General features: G+C 53.6%; 13 protein-coding genes. 3 read left to right on the forward strand and 10 right to left on the reverse strand.

Annotated elements, in window-relative coordinates:
- Positions 1-71: 71 nt before the first annotated feature.
- From alaS to aspS, 4 genes are all read right to left on the reverse strand, one after another.
- Positions 72-2744: an alanine--tRNA ligase gene (alaS, locus tag QP888_RS00315; protein WP_284811334.1), complete on the reverse strand. Its 2673-nt coding sequence runs from the start codon at positions 2742-2744 to the stop codon at positions 72-74.
- A 134-nt stretch (positions 2745-2878) separates the two neighbouring features.
- A complete protein-coding gene (locus QP888_RS00320) occupies positions 2879-4219 on the reverse strand; it encodes a replication-associated recombination protein A (RefSeq protein ID WP_284811825.1) in 1341 nt (446 codons plus the stop codon).
- Positions 4220-4299: 80 nt separating this feature from the next.
- Positions 4300-5511 (reverse strand): phosphotransferase, encoded by a 1212-nt coding sequence (locus QP888_RS00325; protein ID WP_284811336.1) that lies wholly within the window; start codon positions 5509-5511, stop codon positions 4300-4302.
- Between the two features lie 85 nt (positions 5512-5596).
- A complete protein-coding gene (aspS, locus tag QP888_RS00330) occupies positions 5597-7414 on the reverse strand; it encodes an aspartate--tRNA ligase (RefSeq protein ID WP_284811827.1) in 1818 nt (605 codons plus the stop codon).
- A gap of 407 nt (positions 7415-7821) precedes the next feature.
- Here aspS and QP888_RS00335 point away from each other — a divergent pair, with 407 nt between their 5' ends.
- Positions 7822-9231, forward strand: coding sequence for an L-serine ammonia-lyase (locus QP888_RS00335; protein WP_284811338.1), 1410 nt, complete (start codon positions 7822-7824; stop codon positions 9229-9231).
- Here the strand turns inward: QP888_RS00335 and hisS are convergent.
- From hisS to tpx, 3 genes are read right to left on the reverse strand one after another with little or no spacing between them, the layout of a single operon-like run.
- Positions 9228-10502 (reverse strand): histidine--tRNA ligase, encoded by a 1275-nt coding sequence (hisS, locus tag QP888_RS00340; RefSeq protein WP_284811340.1) that lies wholly within the window; start codon positions 10500-10502, stop codon positions 9228-9230. The genes QP888_RS00335 and hisS overlap by 4 nt on opposite strands.
- An 11-nt stretch (positions 10503-10513) precedes the next feature.
- Positions 10514-11185: an MBL fold metallo-hydrolase gene (locus QP888_RS00345; protein WP_284811342.1), complete on the reverse strand. Its 672-nt coding sequence runs from the start codon at positions 11183-11185 to the stop codon at positions 10514-10516.
- 59 nt (positions 11186-11244) lie between these two features.
- The gene (gene tpx / locus QP888_RS00350; RefSeq protein WP_284811344.1) at positions 11245-11745 is read right to left on the reverse strand and encodes a thiol peroxidase; all 501 of its coding nucleotides are present in this window, start codon (positions 11743-11745) and stop codon (positions 11245-11247) included.
- Positions 11746-11923: 178 nt separating this feature from the next.
- Between tpx and QP888_RS00355 the strand changes: the two genes are divergently transcribed.
- Both QP888_RS00355 and QP888_RS00360 read left to right on the forward strand, forming a co-directional pair.
- Positions 11924-12784: a peptidylprolyl isomerase gene (locus QP888_RS00355; protein ID WP_284811346.1), complete on the forward strand. Its 861-nt coding sequence runs from the start codon at positions 11924-11926 to the stop codon at positions 12782-12784.
- Positions 12785-12883: 99 nt separating this feature from the next.
- Entirely contained in the window at positions 12884-13237 is a 354-nt protein-coding gene (locus QP888_RS00360; protein ID WP_284811348.1) for a hypothetical protein, read from the forward strand.
- Positions 13238-13857: 620 nt separating this feature from the next.
- Here QP888_RS00360 and QP888_RS00365 read toward each other — a convergent pair.
- The 3 genes from QP888_RS00365 to QP888_RS00375 form a co-directional block, all read right to left on the reverse strand.
- Complete coding sequence (locus tag QP888_RS00365; protein ID WP_284811350.1) at positions 13858-16149, reverse strand: RelA/SpoT family protein; 2292 nt, start codon at positions 16147-16149, stop codon at positions 13858-13860.
- A gap of 17 nt (positions 16150-16166) precedes the next feature.
- On the reverse strand, positions 16167-16733 hold the full coding sequence (locus QP888_RS00370; protein ID WP_284811352.1) for an adenine phosphoribosyltransferase: 567 nt from the start codon (positions 16731-16733) through the stop codon (positions 16167-16169).
- Between the two features lie 80 nt (positions 16734-16813).
- Entirely contained in the window at positions 16814-18547 is a 1734-nt protein-coding gene (locus QP888_RS00375; protein ID WP_284811354.1) for an ABC transporter substrate-binding protein, read from the reverse strand.
- Positions 18548-18608 lie beyond the last annotated feature (61 nt).

Genomic DNA, 18608 nt, shown 5'->3' on the forward strand with positions numbered 1-18608 from the left:
ATGCTCGCTTATTCTATAACTAAACGATAACAAATCGGCGATCGGCAGGCGTAAAAGCAAACCTTGGCATGCTATGCCCGAGAAATCTCGTCATTCACCGCCGCAAAACCTTGCTCAATACCGGCTGCTTGGTTGCCGGATCCCTGAGCCATATCTGGCTTACCGCCACCTTTACCGCCGACATATCCCCCAAAAATCGACACCAAGCTACCTGCAGCCAAGCCCTTGTCGACTGCTTCTGGGTTTAGCGCTACCACAAACGGAACTTTCCCAGCATTGTCTGCAGCCAAGACTACGACCGCTGGACGGCCTTGCATCCGGTTGCGGATATCGGCCGCAATAGAACGAAGCTGACCACCATTGACCTCTGACGGAAGCTGCGCGTTCACTACGGCAACACCATTAACCTCAATCGCATCATTGGCGTATTCCGCGGCTTTGGCAGCCATTTGCTGTTGCCGCAACGCGGTGACCTGCTTTTCCGCTTCTTTCAACTTACGCGTCAAGGTTTCGATCCGCTCGGGCACCTCATTCGGTTTCGCCTTCAGGGACTGTGCCACGCCATGCGCAAGTGCTGCCTCTTGTGAGAAATAGCGGAAAGCATCCAAGCCAGAATAGGCCTCAATGCGCCGCGCCCCAGAGCCAACCGATGATTCGCCAAGTACAGAAACCGGACCAATCTGCGATGAGTGACTGACGTGGGTACCACCACATAACTCGGTGGAAAAAGGACCAGCGATCTCCACGACTCGTACACGCTCGCCATAATTTTCACCAAACAAGGCGAGAGCACCCATATCCTTTGCATGATCAAGCGAGGTTTCTAGCGTATTAACCTGGTAATCAGCGTCGACTACCTGGTTGGTAATCGTCGCAATTTCTTCTAATTGAGCAGGACTCAACTGCTCCGTGTAATTGAAGTCAAAACGCAAGTATCCCGGACGGTTCATGGAACCAGCCTGCACAGCAGTCGGTCCCAAAACCTCACGCAGCGCACCGTGGATCAGGTGCGTGGCTGTGTGCGCCTGGCGTGCTCCATGGCGCCAATTATGGTCATATTCTGCCGTTACTGTTTGTCCGATCTCTATTGATCCCCCAAGCAACTGCCCCCGGTGCACCCATAGTTTCTTGGCGATTTTTTGTACGTCGGTGACTTCTACGGTGGCATCACCCGCGGTAATCGTTCCACGGTCGGCCAACTGACCACCGGATTCAGCATACATCGGGGTAACGTCCAAAATGACTTCGACATTATCGCCGCTGTGGGCCGTCGTCACGGATTGGCCATCGCGTACTAGCCCAATAATCGTTGAATTAGTTGCCTGCTCCGAATAACCAGCAAATTCTGTCGGCTGGTTGTCGACCCATTCGCGGTACACAGACTCGTCTGCATGAGTATTCTTCTTAGCCTTGTTATCTGCCTTCGCGCGAGCCTTTTGCTCTGCCATTGCCTTCTCGAAGCCGTTCATGTCGACGTCAAGGCCGGCTTCTGCTGCCATCTCCATGGTGAGGTCGATAGGGAAACCATAGGTATCGTGCAGTAAGAAAGCATCGGTACCGGTCAGAACCTTCTCGCCGCGCTTGTTTAGTTGTCGTGCGGTTTCATCGAAACGGCTGGTTCCCGATTCCAAAGTCTTCAAAAACGCACGCTCTTCGGCGAATGAGACCGCGAGAATGCGCTCTCGGTTCTCGGCAATTTCTGGATAAGACGGCTCCATCGTGTCCATGACTGTCGCCATGAAGGTCTTGATGGTCTCGCCTTGTGCCCCGAGCAAGCGAGCAGAACGGATAATGCGTCGCAACAAACGACGCAAAATATAACCTCGGCCCTCATTCGACGGCGTGACACCATCCAAAATCAGCATCATCGCAGTACGCGAGTGATCAGCAATCACGCGGAAACGGACATCGTTATCTTGCTCGGCCCCATAGGCGGCGCCGGTCAGCTTTTCAGCCGCAGTAATTACCGGTCGCAACAGATCGGTTTCATAGACATTATCGACGCCCTGCAGCAAACACGCCAAACGCTCAATACCTAGACCAGTATCAATGTTTTTCGCAGGAAGCTCCCCGAGGATCTCGAAGTCTCCTTTGCCTGATCCGGTCGATTCCCCGCGTTCATATTGCATAAACACGAGGTTCCAGATTTCCATGTACCGGTGTTCATCAGCAGCCGGGCCGCCTTCCGAGCCATATTCTGGGCCACGGTCATAATAAATCTCGGAGCACGGACCACAGGGCCCCGGAACCCCCATGTGCCAGTAGTTATCTTCAACGCCCATGCGCTGAATGCGTTCGGCAGGCACGCCAACCACCTTGTGCCAGATCTCAGCGGCCTCGTCATCAGTTTCATACACGGTCACCCACAAACGCTCTGGGTCAAGCCCTAAGCCACCGTCGGCCAGCGAATTCGTCAATAGCGCCCAAGCGTTGGAAATCGCGCCCTCTTTGAAGTATTGCCCAAACGAGAAATTTCCCGCCATCTGGAAAAAAGTATTGTGCCGGGTAGTGATGCCAACTTCATCAATATCCAGGGTGCGCACACATTTCTGGATCGAAGTCGCCGTACCATTTTCGTACGGAGGGTTTTGCTGGCCCAGGAAATACGGCTTAAAAGGAACCATACCTGCATTGACAAACAACAGGTTGGGATCGTCTAGTATCAACGAGGCGCTCGGCACCACTTCGTGGCCGCGTTTGGCGAAGTGCTGAGTAAAACGATCTCTAATTTCGTGGGTTTGCACTATGTCTATTCCTTTTCGTTGCTAACACGCTGAACACAGCACTCGGCGCGTGCTGTATATTTTGCACACACTGTACATTCTGTACTTTGCCATTAATACGTTCAGCACCGAGTGTACTAAGTGCCCCGGTGTGCTTATTTCTTGCCTCGTACCAACCTACGCAGTCGGCCCAGATATTCCGAAATGCGGCTTTCATTACCATGATCCGTCGGCTGGTAATACACCGCATCCTGGAGCTCATCTGGAATGTATTGTTGTTCCAGAACTCCACGCGGATCATCGTGTGGATATCGATAACCTTGCGCGTTGCCTAAGCGTTGTGCGCCTTCATAATGGCCGTCCCGTAAATGTGCCGGCACCATACCTGCCTTACCAGCGCGCACATCATGTAAAGCATCAGTGATCGCCTGATTCACGCTTGCTGATTTCGGAGCCGTCGCCAAATGGATGACAGCTTGGGCCAAGGTGAGTTTTCCTTCTGGCATACCAATAAGCTGCACTGCCTGCGATGCAGCCACAGCGACCTGCAACGATTGCGGGTCCGCCATGCCGATATCCTCGCTTGCGAGAATAACCAGCCTTCGCGCAATAAAACGCGGATCCTCGCCCGCCTCAATCATTCGAGCTAAATAATGCAAGCCAGCATCGACATCGGAACCTCGAATCGATTTGATAAGAGCACTGGTAACGTCATAGTGTTGGTCGCCGTCGCGATCATAACGAACCAATGCGGTATCGACGCTTTCGGCAACCATGTCGGAGGTGATTTCAGGCTGCTCAGCGTTTTCTGCGGTGTCCGCGCTTTGTGCGGTTTCAGCCGCTGCCTCTAAATAAGTCAGTGCTCGGCGGGCGTCACCGCCAGCCAGGCGCACTATATCGTCAATGGCTGATTGCGCAATGCGAACGCGACCGGATAATCCTCGAGTATCAGTCACCGCACGCTGGACCAATTCAGCAATTTCAGCTTTTCCGAGCGGTTGCAATGTCAGCAGCAACGAGCGGGATAACAGCGGTGACACCACCGCAAATGACGGATTTTCCGTCGTCGCTGCCACAAGTAACACCGTCTGATTTTCCACAGCCGCTAACAAAGCATCCTGTTGTGTTTTGGAAAACCTGTGCACCTCATCGAGGAACAAAACAGTCCGTTTCCCATGCTGTGCATCACGACGTGCAGCACTAATAACCTCACGAACTTGTTTTACGCCAGAATCCAAAGCCGATAAACCAACGAAATAATGCCCCATCTGCGAAGCAATGAGAGAAGCGATGGTGGTTTTCCCAGTCCCAGGAGGTCCATAGAGGATGACAGAGCTGCGTCCCTGTCCTTCAACTAGTTTCCGGAGAGGCTTACCATCATCAAGTAGGTGGCCTTGACCAAGCACTTCGTGCAGGTCCGCGGGCCGCATCCGTGCTGCCAACGGCGCGTCTGCACCTGATTGGAAAAGAGCAGATCCCTGAAAACGTTCATACATCTCTACGCCGAGATTGGCCTGGTAGTCGGAGGTGGAGTTAACACCTTGTAACGCTCCGCCAAACAACGAATCTTGACTCATTATTTCCAGCTCGGCTTTTCGACGCGCTGAGCAATACTGCGGGCAAACTCGGCAATCTCGGCACTCGTGTCTTCCGTGCCGTTATCTCCAAAACGCGACATAGCTTCAAACGTCTCGTAAATATCGCGTCTAGCCAATAGTTCATCGTCACTGAAACTATCGGCAGAAGCAGTGCGCAGTAACGCCGCCGCCTGATCTAAATCAGCGGAAATATCCTCGCCTTTCTGCAACATGCCAACAACACCACTCAGATTTCCGGCCGACATCGTCGCAAGCGTCGATAAGCCCCACCCCACGAGGGCAGCCAGCACACGCGCATGCAAGTTGTGCGGTTCAACCAGTTTTGGGAAGACTTCCTTAATTTCCCGCTTCCAGGCAGAAATAAAGGTATCGGCTTCTTCATCGGTGATTGGATGGGTGAAGACAAATTGTGGAAATCCAGCAACCACGCACGCGATATCAAAGGAGACATCGCGAAAACCTGCCCATTCATAATCCAAGAAATGCGTTCGCTCGGCCACAATAATATTATCCGGCGATAAGTCAAATGGTGTAAAAGCGCGTGCAGACCCTCCGACCACACGTTGCCGAGCAATCTGTGCGGCGTCGTGGAAAGCTTGCGGAACAATAAAACCTGATTGCTCCAGGATCTGCTCACCCAACAGGATGGACTGCTGGAGGGCATCATCCCGGACCCCTTGATTTTCCCCAAACTGTGGATGCTGTTTCAACATCCGGGTCATGAGAATATCAAATTCGTTTTCCCGTTCCGCTGTCCCAGCGTGCATACGGCCCAACGAACTACCCAAGTTACGCAGGATATGACCACGCGTTTCATGTTTCGCGGTTTCCAGTAAATCGTCGAAAGTATCGCCGTCGCCGGAATCAGTCATAACCACGAGGCGTTGGTCGATATCATGCGCGAGCAGCATCGGTCCAGGACGAACGTTTTCCGGCAATGCGGTGGTGAACTGATAGGCAACCACTTCACGCATCAATGCGGCGTCATACAGCACCTCACCGGTCATAGGGACAAATTTCAACACCACTGTGCGATACTGCAAGAATGGTTGGCTTGCTACGCGAGCACGCAGCACCGTAGATTCACCAGAACCTGCGAGCACTTCCACTTCTTCGAGCCGCTGTGAGCCACCGAAACGGTGCGAGAGAAGATCTTCGGCGATGCTTACTAATTGTTCCTGGCTAGGCACTGTTGTCACTCCATGAAGTGGTCAACCCAAGCCTCTTATACCGAGTGTATAAGAGGCTGGATTCACGCATGATAGGGTCGAAAACCTATTTGTCTTTGTCGGTCTCGGTGGCTCTTCCACCGGCTTTGTTCGCCTTTGGTTTGACATCAACCCCGGTTTCTTTACGCTGCGCAGCAGAAATCGGAGCGGGTGCATCAGTCAATGGGTCGACGCCGCCACCGGACTTAGGGAAGGCGATGACGTCGCGAATGGAATCATAGCCGCCAAGCAGAGAGACGATACGGTCCCACCCAAAAGCAATGCCGCCGTGTGGTGGTGCTCCGTAGCTCATAGCCTCCAGCAGGAACCCGAATTTCTCTTGAGCATCTGCTGCGCTGATACCCATGACATTGAACACGCGTTCCTGCACATCCTTGTTATGGATACGGATTGATCCGCCGCCGATTTCGTTGCCGTTGCAGACCAAATCGTATGCGTATGCGGTAGCCTCACCTGGGTTTTCGTCGAAGGTGTCAATCCATTCCGGCTTTGGTGAAGTAAACGCGTGGTGTACTGCGGTCCACTTAGAATCGCCCAAGGCAACGTCACCATCGGCTACAGCGGCCTCGGCTGGCTCGAACAATGGGGCATCCACGACCCATACGAAAGACCAGTCTCCGTCCTTAATGAGACCCAACTTGCGCGCGATCTCATTACGAGCTGCGCCCAGCAAGGCACGTGAGGAACGAGCATCACCGGCGGCGAAGAAAATGCAGTCACCCGGTTGCGCTCCGACGTGTTCTGCGATGCCAGCCCGCTCAGCATCGGTAATGTTTTTCGCCACTGGACCAGACAACGTCCCGTCTTCACCAACGAGAATATAGGCTAGGCCCTTAGCACCACGCTGCTTGGCCCACTCCTGCCACGCATCCAACTGTCGACGCGGCTGGTCAGCGCCGCCACGCACGACGACGGCTCCGACATACTCATTCTGGAACACGCGGAATGACGTATCCTGGAAAAACTCGGCGCACTCGGTGATCTCAATATCGAAGCGTAGATCTGGTTTGTCCGATCCGTATTTCCGCATCGCCTCGGCGTATGTGATGCGCGGAATTGGACGAGAAATTTCGTAGCCGATGAGACTCCACAGCTCTGCAGCGATTTCCTCACCCAGTGCAATAACGTCTTCTTGATCAACGAACGACATCTCGACGTCCAACTGCGTGAATTCCGGCTGCCGGTCTGCTCGGAAATCTTCATCGCGGTAACAGCGCGCGATCTGGTAATACCGCTCCATGCCGGCGACCATCAACAACTGCTTAAACAACTGCGGCGACTGCGGAAGCGCGTACCAAGAACCTGGCTTCAGTCGTGCTGGCACAACGAAGTCACGTGCACCTTCTGGCGTCGAACGAGTCAGTGTTGGAGTTTCGATTTCTAAGAAATCATGCTTCTCGAGCACGCGGCGTGCGGCCTGGTTGGCGCGCGAACGCAGTTTCAGCGCTTCTGCCTGCTTTCCCCGGCGCAAATCGAGGTAGCGGTGACGCAAACGTGCTTCTTCCCCCACATCAGTAGATGAGGCATCTTCTACCTGAAACGGCAATGCTTCCGACGTCGACAAGACCTTGAGTTCGGTGACGTTTACCTCGATCTCACCAGAAGCCAGGTTCGGGTTTTCCGAACCTTCTGGGCGGGGCTCGACCTCACCTGTGATCTCAATGCAGTATTCCGAACGTAAAGTGTGGGCCTGCTCGGCAACCTGCGAATCGCGGAAAACAGCTTGTACGTACCCGGAGTGATCCCGCAAATCAATGAAAATCACGCCTCCATGGTCACGGCGTCGGGCAACCCATCCGGCGAGGGTCACCGAGTCCCCTGCGAGATTTTTGCCAAGCTGGCCTGCTGAATGTGTGCGCAGCACGATTATCGAAGATCCTTCCATGCGGGTCGGGTGGCTCTTGTGCGTGTAATACTCCAAAGATATCGCCAGCCGCGCAGCAGCCTGGCGCACTGCCGAAAGATGCAGCAAGCCAGGATTACAGCGTGACCGACAGCACTGAGCCTGAATGAAACTGTTCCCAATCCTACATTGTTTCAGCCCCGCAGTTTAACCCGTGCAGGTGCGGCCTGGGAGTGTCTTTCAGGCGAGGCGGTGCTTTAATTTTTTGCCGAGCTAGTACCGTGTTGCCCAAATACCCTAGCTAGCCCACAACGTTGGCACGTAGACTAGGGAAGCATTCCCAGCAAATTGTTGAACAAACAAGCGTCGTCCTGATCACTCCAAGACCCTCCTGCTTTTGGGGAGCGATAAGGAAAAGGAGCACTTCTATGACTATTAGCGTGACTGATATATTTTCGATCGGGATTGGCCCGTCATCCTCGCACACGGTCGGCCCCATGCGCGCGGCGAAAACCTTCGTCAATTCCCTCCCGGCCACCCCACACCGTGTGAAGGCCCAGCTACGAGGATCCCTCGCTGCCACTGGCCGGGGTCACGCTAGTGACCGCGCTGTTATCTTGGGCCTAGTTGGTTGGGATCCGCTCGACGTCCCCCTTGATGCCGAGCCACGCGCAGATCACCCCATCCCAGCGACGGGCACTGCACAGGGCCCAGATGGCGAAATACACTACGAACTTGAATTCATTAACGAGCCGCTACCTCAGCACCCCAATGCCGTTGTATTCAGCGCCTGGGATAACAAGGGCGAATGTGTAGCCGACGGCACCGAATATTTCTCAGTCGGCGGCGGGTTTATCCTCTCCCGCAAAGAACTCGATGCCGAAGTGGAAAAAGACGATGAAGTACCCGCCGGTATGGCAGCGGTAGATGGCGAATCAGAGGTACCCTATCCTTTTAGCTCCGGTGAAGAACTTCTGCGTATGTGCGAAGAATCGGGCTTAGAGATCTGGCAACTCGTCGAGGCGAATGAAAAGGTACTCCACCACAACGACGGCGGCATAGACTTTGTCAATGACCACCTGTTCACCGTATGGAAAGTAATGCGTTCCTGTGTCACCGAAGGCATCGCAGCCAAAGGTCACCTACCCGGTGGACTGCACGTGCCTCGGCGTGCACACCAGGTCTATCAACAACTTCTCGACGGCGGCCACGATACCTCGCACGGATTTCATGCAATGGACTGGGTAAACCTCTATGCGTTGGCAGTGAACGAACAAAACGCAGCCGGTGGCCGCGTGATCACTGCGCCCACCAACGGCGCCTGTGGCATCATCCCGGCGGTATTGCACTATGCCCGCGACTTCCAGCCACACTTCACCCACGAATCTGCTCGGCGCTATCTGCTGACTGCCGGCGCAATCGGCATGATCATCAAGCAGAATGCATCTATTTCCGGCGCAGAAGTCGGTTGCCAAGGCGAAGTAGGCTCTGCGTCGGCGATGGCGGCTGCCGGAATGGCGCACTTGTTTGGCTGCAGCCCCGCCCAGATAGAAAACGCAGCAGAAATTGCGCTTGAGCATAACCTCGGCTTAACCTGCGACCCGGTTGGTGGACTAGTGCAGATTCCATGCATCGAGCGCAACGCGATTGGTGGAGTCAAAGCAATCAACGCTGCCCGACTTGCTAAGATCGGTGAAGGTACTCACCACGTCACGCTCGACAACGCCATTGAGACCATGGCCGAAACCGGCCGCGATATGCTCTCAAAATACAAGGAGACATCCATCGGCGGCCTTGCGAAAACCCTCGGTTTTACCGTCAGCCAGGTGGAATGCTAGCGCAGTTTGTTTAACAGCCACTGTTCCAGCTCAGATGCTGGAACGTCGGTTTGCTCGTGCGCTGCCAGATCTTTGACAGCCACAACACCGTCGGCAAGCTCGGACTCCCCCAGGACCAGCGCATATGCTGCTCCAGACCGGTTGGCCGCTTTCATAGCGCCCTTCATGCCCTTGCCGCCAAATGCCATATCCGCAGAAATGCCGATCTGCCGCAAAGAGTTCAGCACGATTGGCATTCGGGTGCCTGCCGTTTCACCAAGCGGGACGCCAAAGACTTCCACCCGTTGCTCAGTACCTTCCAGCGTGATACCTTCCGCTTCCAAAGCCAAGAGTGCGCGATCCACGCCGAGGCCAAATCCAATGCCCGACAATTCCTGACCGCCAAGCTGCGCCATCAGGCCATCATAGCGTCCACCGCCGCCGATACCCGATTGTGCACCCAAACCATCGTGGACGAACTCGAAACACGTCTTCGTATAGTAATCCAATCCCCGAACCATACGCGGGTTAATCGTGTAGTCGATGCCCATATCATCCAAGTAGCCGGTCACCGCATCAAAATGCGCGCGGCACTCATCATTGAGGTGATCAATCATCAACGGTGCATCGACAAGCTGACGCTGGACTTCCTCGCGTTTATCGTCCAAAACTCGCAAAGGATTAATTTCTGCGCGCTTGCGGGTCTCATCATCGAGATCAAGCTGGAACAAAAATTCTTGCAATTTCTCCCGATATGCCGGACGACAATTGTGATCCCCTAGGCTGGTGATCTCCAGCCGGTATCCACGCAACCCCAGTGCTTTATAGGCACGATCGGCAATAGCAATAACCTCAGCATCAAGCGCTGGATCATCCACGCCAATCGCTTCAACGCCAACCTGCTGCAGCTGCCGGTAGCGGCCTGCTTGCGGGCGTTCATAACGGAAAAACGGACCGTTATAGACTAATTTCGCGGGCAGGGGGCCACGGTCAATTCCATGCTGGATGACCGCACGCACAACACCGGCGGTACCCTCCGGGCGCAATGTCACAGAACGGTCGCCTCGATCGGCGAATGTATACATTTCCTTAGAAACAACGTCCGTGGATTCGCCCACACCGCGAGCGAACAACTGGGTGTCTTCAAAAATCGGAAGCTCAATGTGCTCAAATCCCGCAAGCCGCGCGTGATGCACTAACGTATCGCGCACTTTCACAAACGTCGCTGACTGCGGCGGGATATAGTCCGGAACGCCCTTCGGGGCTGCTGCTTTGAATTTCGAAGTACTCACGGCAAACCAGTTTAGCCCCTTAACTGTGCCAGGAATGGATTGGTAGATTTCTCATGCTTCATGGTCGTGGCTGGTCCGTGACCAGGTAGCACATGCAGATCATCCGGCAGGTTCAGGACGACCTCCCGCAATGAGGTATTCATCGCTTGCGGGTCAGAAAACGGCAAATCCGTGCGCCCAACCGCACCCCGGAATAAAACATCACCAGAAAACAGAATGTTGTCACTACCCAGCATCACACAACCAGGCGAATGCCCTGGTGCATGCAACACAAAAAACTCGCGCCCCAAAAATTCTATCGTGCCGAGTTCATCACGCACGTTATCAGCGGTACAAGCTTCAGCGCTACCGATAGTACGCAGATCAGCAATCGGAACCATATTGGCAACGTCGAAAAGTGCCTGCATTTGTTGTGGCAGCGCCGACATATCACCAAGCCACAATTCATCGGCAGCATGGATATAAACTGGGATATCAAATTCTCTGGCTAAATCGCCAGCACACCGTGTATGGTCAAAATGCCCATGGGTAAGAAAAACCGCATCGAGTTGCAACGACTGTGTTGCAACAACGACACGGTCAAAAGAGTGCATTCCCGGATCAACCACAATCGCGTGTCCGTTTTCGGAAACGATATAACAATTGGTTTGATAGGGGCCTGCAGCGAATCCGGAAATCTCCATGTCCGGATTCTACATATCTCACCAACAGTCAGTAGGCAGCGGTTAACGACAAATCATAGTTAGTTCTGCAGCGCTTCCAATGCAGCGTCATAATTTGGCTCGGTGGTGATTTCGTCGACCAGCTCCACGTGAGTAATCGTGTGATCAGCATCGGTCACGATAACAGTACGCGCCAGCAAACCCTTCAGCGGCGACCCATCGAGCTGCACGCCATAGTCCTGCCCAAAACTGGACCGGAACACCGAACCCGTCTTCACGTTGTCGATGCCTTCAGCATCGGTGAATCGACCGTGCGCCATCGGCAAGTCAGCGGAAATACCCAGCACCACGGCGTCGTCAAGCTTCGTTGCTTCTTCGTTAAAACGGCGTACAGAAGCAGCGCACACACCGGTGTCCAAGGACGGGAAGATATTGAGTACGAGCTTCTTGCCGGAAAAATCAGCTGGGGAGAACTCTTTCAGGTCAGAACCAACGATGGTGAAGTCAGGCAGCTTGTCGCCAACTTTTGGCAAGTCACCAACGGTTGCGGTTTCTTGATCTTGGAATTTAGTAATAGCCATGGCCGCCATGATAATGGCATAGACCCCACGCTGCCACTAAAGCATAATCACGAGTTCACACCAGACACTGTTAAAATTCCGCACAGACCGCTATACCATCTGTACTCATGCCCGGGTCTTCAACGGTTTTGACTCGGCAGGCCCCTGAGCACAATTACCGCTACTAGAAAGTTCAACAGTGGATACACAACACAGCAACAAACAACGAGGTGCCGAGGCGCTCGACAAACTCGAAAAGTCCTTGAAATCGCGCGAACGAAAAGAAAAATCGCGCCCAGTCGGAGTCGCCGCAGTCGCAGCTCTGGCGATTGTCGTACTCGTCGGTGGCATCTGGCTATTGGCAACTCGTGATGGCGATGACGCAGACCTTACAGCCGAGGAACAAACCACCACTCCAGAGGCAGAGGCACTTGCACTGGAGCGTAGCGAGCAGCTTCCAAAAACTGTCACTTGTACTTATAACGAACACAAAGGTGAGACTGCTACAGACGATGCCGGTCTACCCAAAACAGATAATGTCTCTGCCCGCGGAAATGTCACTGTCACCCTGGAGACCTCCCAAGGTGACATCGGTATGGAACTAGACCGCGAAGTCGCTCCATGCACGGTAAACGCAATCGAGCATCTAGCGAGCGCCGGTTATTACGACGACACCGTTTGCCACCGTCTGACCACCGAAGGAATCCACGTGCTGCAGTGCGGAGACCCGACCGGTCAGGGCTCCGGTGGACCAGGTTTCCAGTTCGCAAACGAATACCCCACAGATGAGCTTGGCGACGAAGCAGCATCCAGTCAGGTCATCTACCCACGCGGGTCCATCGCAATGGCCAATGCAGGTGCAGACACCAATGGTTCGCAGTTCTTCTTGAACTACGAAGACTCACCACTGCAGGCCAACTACACCTACTTCGGACAAATCGACGATAAGGGCCTGAAAACCCTGGACAGCGTCGCGGAAGCTGGTACGGAAAGCGGCTCCGGTGATGGTTCACCTGCCGAAGAAGTACGGATTAAAAAAGCTATCGTACAGGGTTCCTGAGCACCTAATGTCCTTTAAGATAAACCGTTGCAAGGATACCCATTGCTAAGTTATCCTGGTTGTGCCCTACGCAACTTCAATCCGAAAGGACTAGGAACAATGAAATCCTTCCCACGCAAGTCAGTACTCGCTGGAGCTAGCGCTTTCGCACTAGCAACCACCATGTTGACCGCCACACCAGCTTTTGCTGACGAAGCACAGGAAACCAAGGAAGCACAGGTAACCAAGGAAGCAGAGGAAACCAAGGAAGCAGAAGCAACCGAAGCAACCAAGGAAGCACAGGAAACCAAGACGGAAGATTCAAAGTTCAGCATCGGGAAACTTTTGGGATCCTCGTCTAGCAACGACAAAGACGAGTCTGACAAAACCAGCAAGAGCGACAAAGACGAGAAGACTGGCGGCTCTTCCGAACTGAACTTGGACTTCTTGAAGAAATTGCTGAACCGAGGATAACCAGCTTCAGACTCACCGGCGACTGATTATTAAATCCCGCTAACTGGTTGTCGAGTCAAAGTCAAAACAATCTGCCCGGTAAGTATTGCTTGAGCTACTTACCGGGCAGTTTACGTATGCTTCACTACCTTTTTCTGGTCCATTTTCGTTCACTACCCCAGAACGGCACCTACATGTGCTAGCAGCTTGCTGGTGTGCTTTTCAATGACACGAAACAGACCACGATGCCTCATATGCAAGGGGCAAATGAAGTACCCCAGGTTTTGTGAAGTGCCCCAGGTTGTGTTCAGTTTGAGCAGAAGGAAAATCTGGACTATGCTCAAGAAATTCGATCAGGATGCCAAGGACCGCGTTAGCCGGCTTGTAGAGGACCGCACCCTGACAGAGAATCTTTCGTTGCAACAAAGGTGCGAGATTGTGGCGCCGAAACTGGGAATCCCGTGGAACACGACAAGTCGATGACGGCTACCTCAAATTTCCTCGCCTCAGAACCAGGCCCACGACTTCGGTTATGGTTCGATGTCATCGATGAAAACTGATGTGGTTTCACCACCTGAGTTCCCGTAGTACTTCGTAGTTGCCAAGAGCTTGGAGACGTAGCATTCGCCAGGCAGCGGTTACTACGCAGTCACACGGTAAACGTCGAATACACCCTCCGTATTTCGCAATGTATTCATCAACGCACCAAGCTGTTTGCTCCCGGATACGGTAAAGGTAAAGCGTACGGTAGCGACGTGATCTTCCGAGCACTGCGAATTCATCGACAACACCGACAAACTTGACTGCTGGAAAATCCCGGTCAGCTCGTACAAAAGTCCCTGCCGGTCCAAAGCCTCCAGCTGCAAAGTCGCGCTGAATGCTCCTTCTGTATCCACATTGTTGGCCCAAGCAACCTCGAGCACCCGTTCGGGCTCATCACGCAGCTTCATGGCATTCGTACAATCTGCCCGGTGCACGGAAACGCCTCCACCCCGAGTCACGAAACCGAAAATCTCATCACCAGGCACCGGCTGGCAACACTTCGCGATCTTCGCCATCACATCAGGGTTACCCTCGACCAGAATCGCACTACCACTTTTTTCCTGCCCAGCGGCTTGCTGTTTCGATTCCAGCAGCTGGCTCCACGGCGCGCGGTCTGCCAAGGCATCCACAGCATCTTCTTGGTCGCCGAACATGGCCATCAACTGGTTCGTCACGTGTTTCGCCGACACATGGCCAGCACCAATCGCAGTGTATAGCGCATCGATATCCGGGTAGTGCAGTTGGGTGGCCACCTGCTTCATCGAAGACGTCGTAAACAACCTGTGCAGTGGCAACCCGCCCCGCTGAATCTCCGCCGCTAGGGCATCCCTACCAGCTTCCAGATGCACCTCGCGCATTTCTTTCGCAAACCACTGACGAATATTTGCGCGAGCCCGCGGCGAAACGACGAAATGCTGCCAGTCGCGTGACGGTCCAGCATTCGGGTCTTTGGAGGTGAATATCTCTACCCGATCACCAGAATTAAGCTTGGATTCCAACGCCACGAGCTTGCCATTGACTTTAGCGCCGATGCAGCGGTGACCCACTTCTGTGTGCACGGTATAAGCGAAATCAACCGGGGTGGATCCAGCCGGTAGCGTAATCACGTCGCCTTTCGGCGTAAACGCAAAAATCTGGTTGGACGTGAGATCATAGCGCAACGAATCGAGAAACTCGTTGGGATCAGCAGCTTCCTTTTGCCAATCAAGCAGCTGGCGCATCCACGCCATTTGATCGACCTCGGCATCTTTTTCGCTATTTTTACCCTTCAACTCTTTATAACGCCAGTGAGCAGCCACGCCATATTCCGCATTATGATGCATCTCGTGGGTCCGAACTTGGACTTCCAAAGGTTTGCCACTACCCGAAATCACTGTGGTGTGCAGCGACTGATACACGCCATAACGAGGCTGGGCGATATAGTCTTTGAAACGCCCCGGCAAAGCAGAATAAAGGCCGTGGACGACACCAATGGCTGCATAACAGCTGTTGACATCATTGACCAAAATCCGAATGCCCACTAAATCGAAGATTTCAGCAAAATCTCGACCACGCACGATCATCTTCTGATAGATCGACCAATAATGTTTTGGGCGACCTCGTACCTCGGCTTCAATGCCGTTGTCTTTCAGTGTTGATGTAACTTCAGCGGTAATCTCGGCCAACATACGATCACGCTGCGGAGCCCGATCGGCAATCATCCGCACGATCTCGTCATACTTTTTGGGGTACAAAATGGCAAAGGCAAGATCTTCCAATTCCCATTTCACCGAGGCCATGCCCAAACGATGTGCCAAAGGAGCAATGATTTCCAATGTTTCGCGAGCCTTTTTCGCTTGCTTTTCTGGCGGCAAGAAACGCATCGTGCGCATATTGTGCAGCCGGTCCGAAACCTTAATGACCAACACGCGTGGATCCCGCGACATCGCAACAATCATTTTGCGGATCGTTTCCGCCTCAGCACCGCTGCCAAAAGCTAATTTGTCTAGCTTGGTTACCCCGTCGACCAACCGAGCAACCTCCCCGCCGAAATCGCGGGTGAGATCATCCAACGAATAATCGGTATCTTCGACCGTATCGTGCAATAAAGCAGCTACCACTGTGGTGGTGTCCATACCAATCTCTGCAGCAATTGTAGCTACCGCTAGCGGATGCGTGATATACGGATCACCCGAATTCCGTGTAACGCCTTCGTGTAGGCGTTCTGCCGTCTGATACGCACGGTTAATAACGTCCGCATCTGCCTTCGGGTGAAACTCCCGGTGGATAGACATCAGTGGTTCAAGAACAGGTTTAATCTTTACTTTCCCGGAAGTGAGAGACCGTGCCAACCGTGCGGACATGCTGCGCACGCTGGGGGAAGATCGTTTCGCTGCTTTATTGTCCGTCATAGTTATATCTCCGCGGTCTAGCGTGCCGAATTTGGATAGATGACCACCAGATTATCGTCGCCGAGCATCTTGCGCCCATCGAGACCAGGAATTTCCAAAATAACGACGTTTGCGACAATATTTGCACCGCAGCTAGCCAGCAATTTTTTAGCTGCTCCAAGGGTGCCACCGGTGGCGAGGATATCGTCGACAAGCGCGACGTTTTTGCCGTCTAAATCGATCCCGTCTGCGGGCACCTCCAGCGCAGCATTACCATATTCCAAGTTGTAATCCTGACTATGGACTGGGGGCGGCAGCTTCCCCTTTTTCCGGATCGCCAAAATCCCCAGCCCGAGCTTATATGCAACAGCGGAACCTAATAAAAACCCGCGAGCATCCAAACCCCCGATAATCTCTGCGCCAGCGGCCGCACACTCTTCGGCTAATGCATCAACCAACATGGCAAAAGATTGTGGATCCGCAAGCACTGGCGTGAGATCCTCAAAAACAATCCCAGGTTGTGGGAAGTCTTTAACACGTCGCATCTTGTTATCCAATACGTTTTGCGCGTCGACGAGAGTGGTTGTTCTAACAAGTTCAGTCACAGTCTCAATTCCCAATGTTGGATTTCGTATTGACGGCTTATTGACGGTGTATTGACGGGTTAGTTAATGCACTGCCCCGACTATCTGGTTTTCTGCCAGCGATCCATATTCCACCCGATCGCCGATTCCCCAGTATAAGGCACAGCACTTGTGACATCGCGGTTGATCACAAAAACGCGTGGCTGGGCTGCCAACGGAATCGTAGAGACTTCTTCCCACATCATGGATTCAGCTCGACGCAGAGCATCAATCCCCGAAATGTGTACTGCTGCTCGCGCATCGAGATTTGGTGGATATACCGCACCCAGGTAGGCATCGATTTTGCGACTTTCACCAGGCTGATCCCCCTCGGATTGCTTGGTAGCTTCCTCCTCAGAGTCTTCCACTACAGAGCCACCTACTGCGGTGTTCACGTCATCAATATACAAATCTTGTGCTGTGGTTTCTGCCTGTGCCGCATCTACGACCTCAATTCCGGCTTCCCGGCAGCGCTTCGCAATGATTTCTACCATGGCTGCCAAGCGTTTATCCTGCCCACGGTAGCCTACGCGGATGGTTTGTCCTTCTAATTCGCGCGCCTTGGCAATATCCACGCCCACATGCGATTCCGAAATATCCTGCAGATGATGCCGCACCGGATCCTCGTGCTCAATGCTTTGCCACAGCACGGGCCCAACCTCAACACCGGAGACTCTTGACGACGTCTCTGCTACCGCAGCTTGGTCGATACATGCCGCAAACGCTTGACGACTGCCTGCTTCTGCAAATACTCCGGTTTCGGACAACAACAACGCATCCGTGAGTTCTCCGACCTGAGGTTGAATTGTGAAATTAGCTCCAGCAGCATTACGATCCAACCACTCAGGGTTCACCTGGCTAATATCCGCGATATCCAGCGAGTCTTGTTCCAACAACTTCCCTGAATCAGCACGAGCAGGCCAAACCGCGAGGCTCGCGAGCCTTGCATCGTCACCATAATAAGCTTCATTGCGGACCAGAATCGCTGCCCCGTCATCGCTCACGTGATCCAACAGAAATGGGCCGGCAGATACTTGCAGTAAGGAATCGAAGTTATCCAAGGCGAAAGCCTCGGACCAAATTCTGGCCGGTTCAGACAACTTCTCAACGTCGCGGTCTTCTAAAGCCTGATGCAACTCAGTAAGCGACATACCTGCCCGGGAGGCGATCGCGTGTGCAGGTAGCAGGGTGCCCGGCGAGAAAAGCTCACGCCAGCGCTTACCTGCGCCTTCCTGGAACCTTACGGAAAACCGTGCGGCCCCCGGCTGGCACTCAAATTCATCAATATGTTGCATCAATGGCAACTGTGATGCAAAAAGCTCCGGCATAACGCCCGCAGTATAGGCCAGCAAAAAATCCGTGCACGTTATCGGAGCCCCATCGGAATACTGCGCATCCTCGGAAATCGTGTAAATGACCTGAGGATCAATACCAGGTAAAAACCGTACACTGATCAAATCACTATTCTGAATCAGCTGCCCGTGTGGCCCTGGCACGTAGACACCCGGATAAAGACGTGCCGACAGTTGCTGCGCTGCCGTCGAGCTACCGGTAATGGAGCCCGCATTGGTCGTCGTCAGTGGAGACGAGGACTGGTAGTTCAGTTCCTGTTCCCCGTCAGCGACCGTGCTAATCCAACCTGGGTGATCTTCAGCCTCAGGAGTCGGTTCATCAACACACGCCACCAAGACGCCGACCAAACTCAGACTCGCCGCGTAGACCCCAACCCGACGGATTAGCGATGGCTTGTTGGTGCGCCTGCGGTGTCTTACGTCCAAATCATGGAGAACGGTCATAGCCTAGTGGTCCTCATCTTTGCAATGGTCTCGGGCTGCTGCCTGACTGCGGGCACGTCCG

Origin of the sequence: Corynebacterium sp. MSK297 (assembly GCF_030232885.1) — a bacterium.
Taxonomy (GTDB): domain Bacteria; phylum Actinomycetota; class Actinomycetes; order Mycobacteriales; family Mycobacteriaceae; genus Corynebacterium.